The sequence below is a fragment of the Chitinibacter bivalviorum genome (assembly GCF_013403565.1).
GTDB lineage: Bacteria > Pseudomonadota > Gammaproteobacteria > Burkholderiales > Chitinibacteraceae > Chitinibacter > Chitinibacter bivalviorum.
The window spans coordinates 2471474-2485759 of sequence record NZ_CP058627.1 but is presented as its reverse complement, the minus strand read 5'-3'; the positions used below and the strand labels follow the sequence as shown (position 1 = coordinate 2485759).

Sequence of the window (14286 nt, the reverse complement as noted above, 5' to 3'; positions counted from 1 at the left end):
TTTAATCCTGTGATGATATGAAAAACGCCACAAATCCCGTGGCGTTAAAAGGGTTATTCAAAATAATGGGGACTGTTTTTAAAATATCAACCGATGCCAACCTGTAATTTATCAAACCAGTCGATAAAGCGTTTGACATCATCACCGCGATAGATCGCGCCGTGCTGAGGGCACATCAAATCGATATCTAGCTCGCGTACCCGATTGATCCATTTTTGCTTGGCGGTGTTCGAGCCCATCCAGCGTTTATGAAAGCCTTCCGCGTAGCGAATATGCGTATCGAAATCTTCGACGTACAGATTGCAATCATGATTCGGCAATAGGGCGGCACCGATATCACCCGTAAAAAGCAATTTGCACTCTGGATCATACAAATGGAAATTGCCCGAGGAATGAAGATAGTGTGCGGGGATAAACTGTAATTCGGCTTTGCCTAGGGTAATGATGCCACCTTCATCAGGAATCGATACCAAGGTGTCTTCGCTACAGCCAAAATGGGGAATAAAGCTGCCCCACAGCCCTGAAACGTGACAGCGAATTTTGGGGTTAAAATCATTCCACAGCCCGAGCGATGAAATCACGTCGGGGTCTTGGTGCGAGGAGAAAATCCGCTGCACCGTGCGTGGGTCGATCACTTCGGATAGCGCGGCAAAAACCGCAGGAAACACCTCCGAGCCGCCTGGATCGCATAAAATACTATCGTCGCCGGTGGTCACAACATATTCATTAGTGTCGATTAAATGATGCGGTCGAGCCGGATCGCGCGAAATGGCGTACCAGCGATGTTCACTTGTACTGGCTATTAGCTGAGCTTTTTTCATAGGTGTTTAGTTCAAGTCTTGTGTTATGCGTTGCAGGGAGTCAAGTCGCGGTAAAACGGCCTCGATTTTTTGGGCAAAGGATTCCGATAATTCGGCCAGCACTGAACGCATCGCCCCGCTGTAGGCCGATTCGATCCGGGCCGAGCGGGCTAGCACCAAGCCGAAGGTGCAAGTACGGTTGGCGTCTTCGAGGCATTCGCGAAAGCGCTTGGCTTCAACGAGATGACCCATCTTGTTTTGTGCTTGAGTAATCGCGGGTTGGAGTATTAGCTTGAGTTGATCGGAGTGCTCTGCTGCATCGGAGAGTCGCGCCAGCCGCCGCTCTGATTGCAGGCGTTGTGTGGCCTGTGCCAATAGTTCTTGGGTGAGCTCGCCCAGTCTTTGCATTGCAGCTTGAAGCTCAAGGCTGAGTAAGCGCAACTCACTCGAAATCACGCCAAAGCCACGCGCTGATTCCCCTGCCTTTTTGGCCAGCAAAATCGCATTTAAACCCATCAGATTGATTTCAAAACAGTTGCGTACCACCATTTTGACTTCTTCGTGGATTAATACGGATTGATGCAGCGCGCTAACACCGCTACTGGTGGCGGCCATGGCTAACCTCTTGTCTGTTGTGCTACCTCTTTATAGCGAGTATTTCTTTCATGCGACAACCATACTAAAGAGGTAAATGGAGCGAGGCCTGATCATGAAAAATCTCATTATTTTTTCGCACCCGCATTTGGCGTCCTCGCAAACTCATCGCACGCTGATCGATGAAATCGCCGAATTGCCACAAGTCAAAATCCATCATTTGGAAAGCATGTATCCCGATGGAGTGATTGATGTTTTGGCTGAGCAGGCGGCTTGCTTGCGAGCCGAGCGCATCGTTTGGCAATTTCCTTTGTACTGGCATAGCTGCCCGGCGATGCTAAAGCGTTGGCAAGATGAGGTCTTTGAGCGCGACTGGGCGTATGGCGGGGTGCAAAGTTTGGCGGGGAAACACTTGCATTTGGTGGTCAGTACAGCGTCGGTTGGCGCTTTATATGATGCGGCACAGCCCATTTCGACTGAGGCTTTGTGGTATCCGATGCGGCTCACGGCAGAGGCGCTGGGGCTGATCTGGCATACACCGCTGGTGCTGCATGATGTTGAACATTTGCCTCGATCGCCCTTTGATGTGGAGCACCAAACAGCCATCGAGGCTTTTGCGCAGCACTATTGTGCTTTGCTCAGTGAATGAACTTAAGACGTATAAGGTGCATCAACGCCCTTGGCTGGGGCTGGTGCCCAGTTTTCAGGGGCGATGATTTTTGCATCAGGCGGATCGCCACGATAATGCGGCGACATAATCTGCACGCCATAGGTATTAAATACATCCTGAATTTTGGCGTGTAATTCACTCATGATTTCCAAGCGACGGCGCGGCTCATCGACGGCGATACGTAGGAAATATTCGACATAATAATCAGAAAGCGCCGTTTGATAGACGATCGGGCTTGGGATCTGTCGCACGCCGCTGGTTTGATCTGCGGCCTCAATCAGCATCGCTTCGACTTGGCGCCACGGAGTGTCGTAGCCAATGGTGACGCCCACTTGTGTGATTACGCCGCCACCCGCCGCGAGGCGAGAGAAGTTTTTCACGCTTTGCCCGACCAATACCGAATTGGGAATACTGATTTCTTCGCGCAAATTGGTGTGGATTTTGGTCGCAAACAAGCCTATGTGCATCACAGTGCCTTCGGTGTCTCCAATCTGTACGTATTCGCCTTGCTTGAGTGATTTGGCATAAATCAGGATTAAGCCGCTGGCAAATTGCCCCACCACGCTCGATGCACCCAAGGACACCATCAAGCCGACCATCACCGATAAACCCTTGAAGGCTTCCGTATCCGCACCGGGCAAATAGGGGTAAATCATCGCGATGGCCAGTAGCCAGACGAGAAAAGACATGATTTTGCGCGTGGTGCTGGCCGTTTCACGGTCAAACCAGCTCAAGTGCATTTCACCGCGCTCGATACGGCCAAAGACAAAATGCAGGAATCGCGAAGAATAACGCGCGCAAACCACAATAAACACAATCACCAAAAAGCTCGGGATCGCATGCAGGATGCCTTCACCCACATTACCGAGGAAAGTCAGAATTGAGTCATTCAGCCTTTCGCTCCAAGCGCGGGTAAACGGAAACAAACTAAATACCAAGCTGGTCCAGCTATATAAAAAGATCAGCCCAAATACCGTGGTGATCGAATTAATCAACCAGCGCAACACGCGATTTAGTAAAGAAAAGCTCACGCCAGTGGTTTTTTGCGCCAGATGGGCAACGGGGCGGGTGATATAACGACGACCAGCTTTAAATAAGAAAATACGCGATTTGGATAGTGCGTAAATGAGTGCTGCAAAGATCGCGGTCGCGACGAGTGCATAGGCCGCGGCGTGGAGTAATTGTTTGGGGTCGCGTAGCTCATTGCTTTCGGCAATGAGCATGCGCAATTGATGTTTGGCTTTATTGGCGGTCGACTCTAGTGTTTCACCGCTGAGCGTATTGACATCATCTTGCAACACAATAAACGCCTGTTGCCCATCAATCGTAATGCTAATGCCGATGGCCGGCGCGTTAATCATGCTGCTGTCGACCTTGCCCTCTTTGAGCGAGGCCAAGATTTTTTTGATCCGCTGCTCGGCGCCCAGCGCGCGGTCTTGGGCGCTGTAAGTCAGAATTGGGCTGTGAAAAGTCATAATGTCGCGATTATTTATCTTCGCGACATAGCCTTCGTTGGCTTCGGTTGGCGCGGGTGCATCATTGGCCCAGCTCAAGCCGATGAAAGCTAAAAACATCATCATGGTGCAAAGGTGCAATAAACGGTGTTTCATAAAATCGACATCCAAATTCGTGACTATGGGAGAAAGCATAAACAAAGCCGTTGCCAGATACTAGCCAGACAAGGCATTAAACCGCGAATTATTTGCTCCGCTGTCATATTGTGACTTTTGCGACGACTCATTCATTAGCGCCATGGGCCGCCAGTGTGTGATGGGCTTGAAATATTATGAATGGGTATGTTCATGAGGATAGTGTTTTGATTGGTGTTTATGACTATACCCATGCGCTTATGGTTTATTTCTTAAACGCTGGCTTTGCCTTGCGACGTTTTATTGCTTAACTGGTAACAGTCTATTGTCCCAAATGGGTATTTAGCCGCTCTGGGCGATGGTGCATACTTAAGTTCACGTGATGTGAGTATTTGATTTTTTTCAGAAAAGGGGCGAGTTATGCTGCAAGATCGATTTGGCCGGGCCATCGATTATTTGCGCGTTTCGGTGACAGATCGCTGTGATCTGCGCTGCAGCTATTGCCTGCCTGCCCGTTTCAAAGGTTTTGAAGAGCCTGCGCATTGGCTGACGTTTGACGAGATCGAGCGTTTAGTCGGCGCGTTTACCCGCTTGGGTGTTCGTCGGGTGCGGCTCACGGGCGGCGAGCCTTTGCTGCGCCGCAATTTGCCCGAGCTGGCAGGACGGCTTCGCGGCTTGGGGCTGGATGACTTGTCGCTCTCGACCAATGCCACCCAATTGGCTAAACACGCGCAGGCGCTCAAAGACGCCGGCGTGACGCGCGTTAATGTCAGCCTCGATAGTCTCGATCGACAATGCGTTTCTGAAATTACTGGTAGTGATTCGTTTGACCAAGTGATGGCGGGTTTACGCGCCGCCAAAGCCGTGGGGCTTGCGCCGATTAAACTCAATATGGTCGCGATGCAGGGCGTGAATGACGCTGAAATCAACACGATGGCCGACTTTGCGTTTGAAAATGGCTATATTCTGCGCATGATCGAAGCGATGCCGATGGGTGATACTGGCCGCAATGCGCAGTACCTCGACTTGGGGCCGATTCGCGATCGACTCGTTGAGCGTTATGATCTGATTCCTGAAGTGGCGGAATTAGGCGGTGGCCCCGCACGCTACTGGCAAACGCGGCAGGCAATCGCTGGACATCACGGTAAAATTGGTTTTATTACGCCGATTTCGCAGCATTTTTGTGCCAGCTGTAATCGCGTCCGACTCACCGTCGATGGTACGCTGTATATGTGTCTGGGGCAGGAAAGCGCGTTTGAGTTTCGGCCTTTGCTGCGCGGTGGCGCATCTGACGCCGAGCTGGAAGCGGCGATTTTGCACGCGATCGAGCTCAAACCCGAGCGACACGAATTTATCGAACAACCCACTAAGCTGATCCGCTTTATGTCGCAAACGGGTGGCTAGTAATCTGGCGAGACTATGCACCCCAGTAAAGTAAACCGCGCTGAGCTCTCGCAATTGACGGACTTACCCAATATTGGCCCCGCGATGGCGGCGGATTTGCAACTTTTGGGCATCCATACCCCGCAGCAACTCATCGGGCAAAGCCCCTACCAAATGTACCTAAAATTGTGTGATTTGACGGCGACACAGCATGATCCCTGTGTGCTCGATGTGTTTATGTCGATTACGCGTTTTATGGCGGGTGAGGCCGCAAAGCCGTGGTGGGATTACACGGCAGAGCGCAAAGTCATGCTGCGCAGCCTAAGCAAACCAATTTAAAACCGGATTTTTTGCATGCATCGAGTATTGGCAATCGCAGGCTATTCAGGCTCAGGTAAAACGACGCTAATTGAAGCGCTATTGCCCGAGCTGGCACAATTGGGTTGGCGGGTGAATGTGATCAAGCATTCGCATCACGACATCGAGTTTGAGCCGCCACACAAAGACACCGCCCGTTTTCGTGCGGCGGGGGCGGGTGAAGTCATGCTGGTGTCGCCGTATCGGGTCGCGATTTTTCAGGAATTGGCGGGCAGGGAAATGCCACGTCTGAGCGAACAAATCGCACGATTCGCGCCCGCTGATTTATGTCTGGTCGAAGGTTTCAAGCGCGAGCCGATTGCGAAAATCGAAGTCTGGCGCGCAGTCAATGGCAAACCACCATTGTTTGTGGACGATGAGCAGGTCATCGCCATCGCGACCGATTCGGCCGCTGCGCTGCCGCCGCATCAATTACCGCTGCTCGACCTCAATCATCCCGCTGCGATTGCGCAGTTTATCTTTCAGTATTTTTCGGATTTATCCCATGCCTGACTTTGCGATGTTAGATTTTGATGCTGCGCTGGCGCAATTATTGGCGCAAGCGCAAGCCGTGACGACGACCGAAGCTGTGCCTTTGGCCGCTGCACTGGGTCGGGTCTTGGCCGATGATGTGTGTGCGGCGATCAATGTGCCGGGTTTTGATAATAGTGCGATGGATGGGTATGCCCTTCATGTTCCTGATTTTTCAAATCCTCCAGAGCAATACCTCGTAGTACAGCGCATTGCTGCGGGTGAAGTTGGTACGCCGCTGGCGGCTGGCGAAGCCGCGCGGATTTTTACCGGCGCGCCGATTCCCGCAGGTGCCAACGCGGTGGCGATGCAGGAAGTGTGTAGCGTGGATGGTGAGCAATTACGCGTCAATCTGACCCTGAAAGACGGCGCGAACATCCGCCGGGTCGGTGATGATATTGCGGCGGGCGCGGTGATTCTGCCACGCGGCGTTGTGCTGACGCCTGCGATGATTGGTTTGGCGGCCTCAGTTGGCGTGGCTGCGTTGAATGTATTTGCCCCGCTGCGCGTCGCATTATTGAGTACGGGCGATGAATTGGTCGAGCCTGGTTTGCCGCTGCAAGCTGGGCAAATCTACAACTCAAATCGCTATGTGCTGATCAACGCACTCAAAGCCTTGGGTTGTGTGGTGAGTGATTTGGGCATTGTGCCCGATGATCAAGAGGCCACCATTGCGGCGCTTCAATATGCAGCGCAATCACACGATGTATTGATAACTTCGGGCGGGGTATCGGTCGGAGAAGAAGACCATGTGAAGTCTGCAGTCGAATACCTAGGTAAACTGAATTTATGGAAAATCGCCATCAAGCCGGGTAAGCCCTTTGCTTTTGGTAAAATCGGCGCTTGTGATTTTATCGGACTGCCCGGCAACCCTGTTTCGGCCTTGGTGACTTTTCTGATGCTGGTGCGCCCGTTTATCTTGGCGCGCCAAGGCGCAAGTCAAACCTCGCCAGCGCGTTTGCCTCTGATCGCCGATTTTGACTGGAAAAAGGCCGGAGATCGCCGCGAATTCTTGCGTGCCCGCCTCAATGCAACTGGCCGCGTCGAGCTATTTGCCAAGCAAGGCTCGGGCGTGTTGACGTCGATGGTGTGGGGCGATGGTTTGGTTGATTTGCCAATTGGTCAAACCATCAGTCGCGGTGATGTGGTGTCATACATCCCGTTTAACAGCTTGGGGGCGTGATGCTGACGATTTTGTATTTTGCACGCTTGCGCGATGCGCTGTTATGTAGCGAAGAGCAACTGCCTGAAGTGGCGAATGGACGTGAATTGATTGCACAACTGGTCACGCGCGGCGGCGTTTGGGCCGAGGAATTGGGCGGCAATCGCGTGTTTCGTATCGCCATCAATCAGGAAATGGCGCAACTTGATGATGCGATCCCTGCTGGGGCCGAAGTGGCGATCTTTCCTCCTGTGACGGGGGGTTAAGATGGGGCAGACGCATCGCGATAAAATCATCGTGCAAGAGGCCGATTTTGACGTGGCCGCCGAATATCAGCGCCTCGCGGGTGACGCGACCATCGGTGCGGTGGTGATGTTTGTCGGGCGAGTACGCGATATCAACCCGCAGCCCGATTTAGTCTCATTACACCTTGAGCATTACCCCGCGATGACCGAGCGTGCATTGCACAAAATTGTGGCGCAAGCGCATGAACGCTGGCCGCTCGATGCAGTGACGATCATCCACCGCGTCGGCAGCATGGGGCCGGCGGAGCAAATAGTGTTGGTTTTAACGGCAAGTGCGCACCGCGTTGCCGCATATGACGCGAACATCTATATTATGGACTACTTAAAAAACGACGCGCCGTTTTGGAAGAAAGAAGTCACCTTGCACCAAGCAACTTGGGTGGAGGCGAAAGACTCCGACCAAGCTGCGCAGCTACGCTGGGAAAGATGAAATGACCTTGGATGCGGTGGTATTGGCGGGTGGCGAAGCACGCCGGATGGCGGGGCGCGATAAAGGGCTGATTGAATTATCGGGCAAGCCAATGATTAATTGGGTGCTGCAATCGCTGCAAAAACAAACCATCCCGATCGATCATATCCTGATTTCTGCCAACCGCAATATGCCTGACTATGCCGCGTTTGGTCATGCTGTCTTGCGCGATGTATATCCAAATCATCCCGGCCCGATGGCGGGCATCCATGCCGCGTGGATGTCTTCGCCAGCCGATTGGATGCTCGTCGTGCCGTGCGATGTACCGTTTTTGCCGTCTGATTTATTGTTGCAATTTCGCGCCGCACTTAATGCCAGCGAAGCCCCTGCGGCAGTCGCCCGTACGCCCGATGGGCAAGTGCATTGGTCGGTATGCCTGCTGCGCCGCGATGTAATGCCTTCCTTGCTGGAAAATCTGTCGAGCGGTAAATCCAAAATGGGCGAGTGGCTCAAAAGCATCGGCGCGGTGTATGTCACTTTTCCTGACGGTTGTTTCCCTAATCTGAATACCCCAGAAGATTTATCCTTGCTCGCCAGTCGCCTCTCTGGTGCAGAAACCATTCCCGTGGCCGGTGAATTGACGCACTTTAATGCGCAAGGTCAGGCGCATATGGTCAATGTGGGTGATAAAGCAGAAACCAAGCGCATCGCCACCGCGCAAGGTGATATTCGCATGTTGCCCGATACGCTGCGCTTGATCGAAGAGGGTAATCACAAAAAAGGCGATGTACTTGGGATCGCGCGCATTGCCGCGATTATGGCTGCGAAAAAAACCAGCGATTTAATCCCCTTGTGTCACCCACTGCCGCTGACTGCGGTTGATGTTGAGTTTTCGATTGATCGCGTTAAATCTACCGTGCGCTGCGCAGTGACGTGCGCTACGTTTGGTCGTACCGGCATTGAGATGGAAGCGCTCACCGCAGTGCAGGTGGGGCTGCTGACTATTTACGATATGTGCAAAGCCGTCGATAAAGGTATGGTCATGACCGATATTCGCCTGATCGAGAAAATCGGCGGCAAGTCAGGGCATTGGACAACCGCCATGCCCGCCGTCGCCACAGAATTTCCACTGATTTAAACGCGAAAAAAAAGGCAGCCTCGGTAGCCTCAGATTGATGACAAACCCCACTCGCGAAGCGAGGCTCCCCTCAAGGAGGGGACGGGAGGGGTGGGAATAAAACATGAAGGCTGCAGATTCAAGGCTTTATGTCTTAGGCTCGGCTTTGCCGAGACTTAAAGATTGTGATTTTCCACTTTCTCTGCAGCCTGAGGCTGCCTCGGCAGCCTTTTTCAATTCGATCAGTACAAAAATCAGGCCAGCCAAGGCAGCGGGTTTTTGGTGATCGCAACTGCGACGATATAGCCATACGTTGCCAAAGCCGCAATCAGCGCCGCGCTGCGGATTTGCATTGTTTTCCCGCGCTTGAGCGCTATCGTCCCCAGCACGATATACAGCAGCAAAGCGCCGATTTTAGCCGCTACCCACGGAGAGTTACCCGGGCTTTGATGCGTGATCACCGCCAGATAAATCGCCGCACCCAATAGCCCGCTATCGATGATATGCGGCGCGATTTTGCAGATTTTATGCTGTAGCCAAGCTGATTGCTTGAGCATCAACACGCCACGAAATAGAAAAAATGCCCCCGACAACAAGGCGAGCGTGATGTGAAGGTGGCGGATGGCGAAGTAATGTTCCACGCGATTTTCCTATCGTGATTTATTGATTGAAGCTGGCGCTGATGAGCGCATTGCCATGGCATAACAGCCGCAATATCAGACCTAGCTGGCGCCGATTAAGTTCATTGGTCTGAAAACATGTTCTAAGTGCTGCATTTAACCAGTAAAATGGGGGATTATCGGCTTCAAATGTAGAAAAATCATGTCAGATCAGCAAGATCAAGCAGCCAGCGCGCCAGAAATGTTGCGCCTCTCGAAACGCCTTGCCGAGCTCGGTCTGTGCTCGCGTCGTGAAGCCGATGAATACATTGCCAAAGGCTGGGTGCGCGTCGATGGTGAAGTGGTGAATGTGTTGGGAACCAAGGTTTACCCAACTCAACATGTCGAGCTTGACCCGATTGCGCAGCAAATCCAAGACAGCCGCGTAACGATTCTGATCAATAAGCCTGTGGGCTATGTGTCGGGTCAGGCTGAAGATGGCTATGAGCCTGCGGTGGTATTGTTCAAACCCGAAAACCAGTGGGAAGGCGACACCAGCGGGGTGCGTTTTTCGCCGGTGCATTTCCAAGGCCTCGCGCCCGCAGGGCGTCTGGATATTGATTCGGTCGGTTTGCTGGTGCTGACGCAAGACGGCGTCGTGGCGAAAACGCTGATTGGCGAGAATTCGCAAGTTGAAAAAGAATATCTGGTGCGCGTTTCGGGGCATTTGAAAGGCGATGGTTTACGCCTGTTGAACCACGGCCTGTCGCTCGATGGCGAAGCACTCAAGCCCGCGCGCGTCTGGTGGCAAAACAAAGACCAGCTGCGTTTTATTTTGCGCGAAGGTAAAAAACGCCAAATCCGTCGTATGTGTGAAATGGTCGGGCTAGAAGTCGTCGGTCTGCAACGCATCCGCATCGGCCGCATCTTGCTCGGCGATCTACCGCGTGGGCAGTGGCGCTATTTGCGTAGCGACGAAAGTTTCATCTGATACGGATGATTCAATGAGTCTACAGCGCGCTGATTTATTTTTGGTCGAGCAAGGCCTTGCGAGTTCGCGCACGCAGGCGCAGACGATGATCGCGGCGGGGCGCGTATTTGCTGATGGCAAGCCGATTACCAAAGCGGCTTTCAAGCTCGATGCTCAAGCCGACATTACAATTACACCCGATGAAGTCGATCGCTACGTCTCGCGCGGCGGGCTGAAATTGGCGGGCGCTTTGACGAGTGCCCAGCTTGATGTGAGCGGCATGTTGGCGCTCGATGTGGGTATTTCGACTGGCGGCTTTAGCGATTGCCTGCTTCAATCGGGTGCGCGCAAAGTGATCGGTGTTGAAGTCGGACACGATCAATTGCATCCGCGCCTGCTGGCCGATGCGCGTGTCGTGCAGTTTGAGGGCGTGAATGCGCGCCATTTGACCCCCGAGCTGATCGCGCCTGCGGTGGTGGCCGACTCGCCAGATGCGCAGCTCGATCTGGTCGTTGGCGATGTGTCGTTTATTTCCTTAACGCTGGTGCTGCCTGCCTTGCGTACGGTCTTGCCTGTTGGCGGTTTGCTGCTGTTTCTGGTCAAGCCGCAATTCGAGCTGGGGCCACAGGCACTGGGTAAGGGCGGGATTGTGCGCGACGAGGCGCTGTATCCGCTGGTGGAAGACAAAATCAAAACCGCCGCGGTGGCGGCGGGTTTTGAGTTGCTCGATTATTTTGCCAGCCCGATTGCCGGTGGTGATGGCAACCGGGAGTTTTTTATCTACGCCCGCGCGGTTTAAGAGCCTGTTCACAATCTGCTGCGCGTAGGCGATGCGGCGTTAAAACCGCTGTCGGAATGCTCATTGACACTGTGCACACTCCGCTTCCTCTGTCGTTTTTGCCTCGCCCCAGCTCGCTAGATCGTGAACACGACTCTAAGTCGTACTGTCTTGCATCCCATCGGATAAAAAGTGCCGCTGCGTGGCGACAAACAGAATCAAGATCGGCACGAGCGCAATCGTCACTGCGGCCAGCACCATGCTGGTCGAGGTGGCAAATGGGCCGGTTAGATCGTTAAACATGCCGACCGCTAGCGGCATTTTCTCGCGGCTTTTCAGTACGACTGACGGCCAGAAGTAATCATTCCACGCCAATACAAAGCTAAATACCGTCAGCGTTGCAACCATCGGCATCGTTTGCGGCAAGGCAATGCGCCACAGTAATTGCATTTCACTCGCGCCATCGACCCGCGCCGCATCAAGCGTTTCGCGCGGCAAATCCTGAAATGCCTGCTTCATCATTAACACGCCAAAAGCGCTGGCGATATTGGGCAAGATCGCGCTGGTATAGCTATCGAGCAGACCGAGCCGGTTGATGGTGAGAAAGTTGGGGATGAACGCCACTTCACTGGGCACCATCAACGTAATCACCAGCAGCGCCAGTAGCGCATTTTTGCCACGAAAATCATGCATTGCAAAAGCGTAGCCGCAGGGTATAGCTAGCAAGATAACAATAATTGTGGTGCTGATGGATATACCTAGCGAATTGATAAAATAGCGCGCGATGGGGATTTCTTGCCAGACGCGGCCAAACCAATCCAGACTGAGCTGATTGGGCCAGAATGCACGGGGAAATAGCCACATCGTTGATGAGTCGGCCGAGAACGCGACCGAGATTGTCCAGACAATCGGAAAGATCGCAAAAATCGTAAATAATACGAGCGCTCCACCGTGAAGGATGTGGAAGGGATTAAGCGCTTTCATTGGCTTGAGATATTTCATCGGCTTGAAAGCCATCATTGGATTGAGATGTTTTGTGAGTTGAAGTTCGCTCATTTTCGTCCCCGCAATAAGCCCGTTTCACCAAAAAGCTGCCATTGCACCCACGCCAGCGCGAGGCAGAAAATCGACATTAAAAACGCCGCCGCAGCACCAAGCCCAAAATTCTGGCTATACATTGCGGCACCGTAGACATACATCTGCACCGTAATCGTGTCGCTCTCGCCACCGGTCAGTACCATGACTTCTTGAAAGGCTTTCAGCGCCGCAATCGTCGTGAGCAAGGTGCACAGCAAAATCACCGGCTGAATCGCAGGCAAAATCACATGCCGTATCCGCATCCAAACGCCGGCGCCGTCGAGCATCGCCGCTTCGAGTAATTGCTTGGGTACCATTTGCAGCCCAGCCAGATACAGCACCATGTAGTAACCGATGTGTTTCCAGCAGAAAAACAGCAGTACGCCATACATCGCGGTGCTGGGGCTATCGAGCCAGGGTGGCATATCGAGTAGCGGTAGCCCCGTGATGGATGCCAGCATTTGATTGAGCATCCCTTCCGCATGCAGTACTTGTCGCCAAACGACACCCGCAATTGAAACGGCCAAAATCACCGGCAAATACAGCATGGCGCGAAAAGCGCCTAATCGCTTGGGCGAGACCAGCAGCGCCAAGCCCAATGAAACGACTTGAATAATCGGTACCACGACGAGAAACAGCAGCGTGTTTTTCACCGCGGGGTGGAAATACTGATCATCGTCGGCCAGCGCGACAAAGTTAGCAAAGCCATTCCACAGCGTATGACCGCCGCGAAAAAAATAATCATGAAACGCCAGCCATGCGTTAAAAATCAGCGGCCAGACCGTGAATACGGCAAAGACGACAAAAAATGGTGCGATAAACAGCCAGATTTGATGTTGTTTGATACCAGGCATTGCCATATCTATTTTCCTCCTGACGCCCATTATCAATTTTTGCCAATTAAAAACTTGTCGAATATTGCTAAGTTGTTCAGCAGCAGCGCTAAAACAGCAATTTTCGGCAAATTAAACGTCAGCAACAGCGATATAGTGGCTGCATCAAGGCGTAGATGCAGAGAACAAGATGAAAAAGACCTATCTGATACTGGGGCTGAGCGTGGTTGCGGCTGGTTGGCTGGCAGTTGAATGGTGGCCGCGCGCACCGTTGCCGCAAACTAATGTAATCGCCGCCAATACGGTCAAAGCCAAACAGGTTTTACTGACTCCGGTGATCGAGCATTGGGATCAATTGCCCAAAGAAATGATGGAAGCGCAGGCGCTACGCTTTCCCAGCGAGGTAATTTTGTCTGGCCCCACCTCGCGGCGCATGGTGGCGCTGACTTTTGACGATGGCCCATCGCCCGATACCAAGGCTTTACTCGATGTGCTGGCCAAGCACCAAGTGAAGGCGACGTTTTTCTGGCAGGGTAAAAACGTCAATATGTTCCGCGATCCAGCCAAGCGCGCTTTTGCCGCAGGGCATACGATCGCCAATCACACCTTTGATCACCCCGATCTGTATTCGCTCGACGGCGCTGAATCGCCCGTCGAATATGTCTGGGATGAGCAAGTGGGGCGCACGCAGGATATTTTCCAGAATGTACTCGGCGTACAGCCCGCGCTGATGCGCCCGCCCTATGGTCATATCAGCGATAAGCAGGTGCAACTGATGCAAAGCAAGGGGATGAAAGTGATTCAATGGTCGCTCGATACCCAAGACTGGAATCGCAACCGCATGCTATTTGGCAAACACAATATCGAGCGCGCGATGCAGGATTATATGCACGAAGAGGCCATTATTCTGATGCACGACGGCGGTGGGAAACGCGGCAAGACCGTTGCCGCGGTCGATGCGATTATTCCGTGGCTGAAAGCGAGCGGCTATCAGATTGTGACGGTCGATCAGCTGTTGGGGATGAAGCAGAAATACCTGCCGACTAAAGAGCCCGCCGTCAAAGCGGCCAGTGTCGAGAGTTTGAATTTCTAGCGGAGCCGCCTTCGCCCTA

At 52.9% G+C, this 14286-nt stretch carries 17 protein-coding genes; 11 read left to right on the top strand and 6 right to left on the bottom strand.

The features are described 5' to 3' along the window. Window positions 1-86: 86 nt before the first annotated feature. Window positions 87-821: an oxygen-binding di-iron domain-containing protein gene (locus HQ393_RS11795; RefSeq protein WP_179355363.1), complete on the bottom strand. Its 735-nt coding sequence runs from the start codon at window positions 819-821 to the stop codon at window positions 87-89. A 6-nt stretch (window positions 822-827) separates the two neighbouring features. Next, entirely contained in the window at window positions 828-1415 is a 588-nt protein-coding gene (locus HQ393_RS11790) for a hypothetical protein (RefSeq protein WP_179355362.1), read from the bottom strand. Window positions 1416-1509: 94 nt separating this feature from the next. Here HQ393_RS11790 and HQ393_RS11785 point away from each other — a divergent pair, with 94 nt between their 5' ends. Continuing rightward, complete coding sequence (locus tag HQ393_RS11785; RefSeq protein WP_179355361.1) at window positions 1510-2043, top strand: NAD(P)H-dependent oxidoreductase; 534 nt, start codon at window positions 1510-1512, stop codon at window positions 2041-2043. Between the two features lie 2 nt (window positions 2044-2045). Here HQ393_RS11785 and HQ393_RS11780 read toward each other — a convergent pair whose 3' ends face one another. After that, window positions 2046-3674, bottom strand: a complete 1629-nt coding sequence (locus HQ393_RS11780; protein WP_179355360.1) for a mechanosensitive ion channel family protein — start codon at window positions 3672-3674, stop codon at window positions 2046-2048. Window positions 3675-4073: 399 nt separating this feature from the next. On the opposite strand from HQ393_RS11780, the gene moaA reads away from it, so the two are divergent. From moaA to moaC, 7 genes are read left to right on the top strand one after another with little or no spacing between them, the layout of a single operon-like run. Then, on the top strand, window positions 4074-5057 hold the full coding sequence (gene moaA, locus HQ393_RS11775; RefSeq protein WP_179355359.1) for a GTP 3',8-cyclase MoaA: 984 nt from the start codon (window positions 4074-4076) through the stop codon (window positions 5055-5057). 15 nt (window positions 5058-5072) lie between these two features. Beyond that, window positions 5073-5375, top strand: a complete 303-nt coding sequence (locus tag HQ393_RS11770; RefSeq protein ID WP_179355358.1) for a helix-hairpin-helix domain-containing protein — start codon at window positions 5073-5075, stop codon at window positions 5373-5375. A 15-nt stretch (window positions 5376-5390) separates the two neighbouring features. After that, window positions 5391-5906 (top strand): molybdopterin-guanine dinucleotide biosynthesis protein B, encoded by a 516-nt coding sequence (mobB, locus tag HQ393_RS11765; RefSeq protein WP_179355357.1) that lies wholly within the window; start codon window positions 5391-5393, stop codon window positions 5904-5906. Further along, entirely contained in the window at window positions 5899-7107 is a 1209-nt protein-coding gene (locus tag HQ393_RS11760) for a molybdopterin molybdotransferase MoeA (protein WP_218871145.1), read from the top strand. The genes mobB and HQ393_RS11760 overlap by 8 nt, the downstream gene beginning before the upstream one ends. Continuing rightward, the gene (locus HQ393_RS11755) at window positions 7107-7352 is read left to right on the top strand and encodes a MoaD/ThiS family protein (RefSeq protein WP_179355356.1); all 246 of its coding nucleotides are present in this window, start codon (window positions 7107-7109) and stop codon (window positions 7350-7352) included. The genes HQ393_RS11760 and HQ393_RS11755 overlap by 1 nt, the downstream gene beginning before the upstream one ends. 1 nt (window position 7353) lies before the next feature. Continuing rightward, the gene (moaE, locus tag HQ393_RS11750; protein WP_179355355.1) at window positions 7354-7821 is read left to right on the top strand and encodes a molybdopterin synthase catalytic subunit MoaE; all 468 of its coding nucleotides are present in this window, start codon (window positions 7354-7356) and stop codon (window positions 7819-7821) included. 1 nt (window position 7822) lies between these two features. After that, on the top strand, window positions 7823-8938 hold the full coding sequence (moaC, locus tag HQ393_RS18120) for a cyclic pyranopterin monophosphate synthase MoaC (protein ID WP_438833111.1): 1116 nt from the start codon (window positions 7823-7825) through the stop codon (window positions 8936-8938). Window positions 8939-9171: 233 nt separating this feature from the next. On the opposite strand, the gene HQ393_RS11735 is transcribed toward moaC, so the two are convergent. Next, entirely contained in the window at window positions 9172-9558 is a 387-nt protein-coding gene (locus tag HQ393_RS11735; RefSeq protein WP_179355354.1) for a SirB2 family protein, read from the bottom strand. Window positions 9559-9739: 181 nt separating this feature from the next. Between HQ393_RS11735 and HQ393_RS11730 the strand changes: the two genes are divergently transcribed. After that, entirely contained in the window at window positions 9740-10507 is a 768-nt protein-coding gene (locus HQ393_RS11730; RefSeq protein ID WP_179355353.1) for a pseudouridine synthase, read from the top strand. A gap of 13 nt (window positions 10508-10520) precedes the next feature. Beyond that, the gene (locus HQ393_RS11725) at window positions 10521-11285 is read left to right on the top strand and encodes a TlyA family RNA methyltransferase (protein WP_179355352.1); all 765 of its coding nucleotides are present in this window, start codon (window positions 10521-10523) and stop codon (window positions 11283-11285) included. 135 nt (window positions 11286-11420) lie between these two features. Here HQ393_RS11725 and HQ393_RS11720 read toward each other — a convergent pair whose 3' ends face one another. Together HQ393_RS11720 and HQ393_RS11715 are read right to left on the bottom strand one after the other, a co-directional pair. Continuing rightward, a complete protein-coding gene (locus tag HQ393_RS11720) occupies window positions 11421-12320 on the bottom strand; it encodes a carbohydrate ABC transporter permease (protein WP_246307884.1) in 900 nt (299 codons plus the stop codon). Beyond that, window positions 12317-13201, bottom strand: coding sequence for a carbohydrate ABC transporter permease (locus HQ393_RS11715; protein ID WP_179355351.1), 885 nt, complete (start codon window positions 13199-13201; stop codon window positions 12317-12319). The genes HQ393_RS11720 and HQ393_RS11715 overlap by 4 nt, the downstream gene beginning before the upstream one ends. A 163-nt stretch (window positions 13202-13364) precedes the next feature. On the opposite strand from HQ393_RS11715, the gene HQ393_RS11710 reads away from it, so the two are divergent. Then, entirely contained in the window at window positions 13365-14267 is a 903-nt protein-coding gene (locus HQ393_RS11710) for a polysaccharide deacetylase family protein (protein ID WP_179355350.1), read from the top strand. The last annotated feature ends 19 nt before the right edge of the window (window positions 14268-14286 follow it).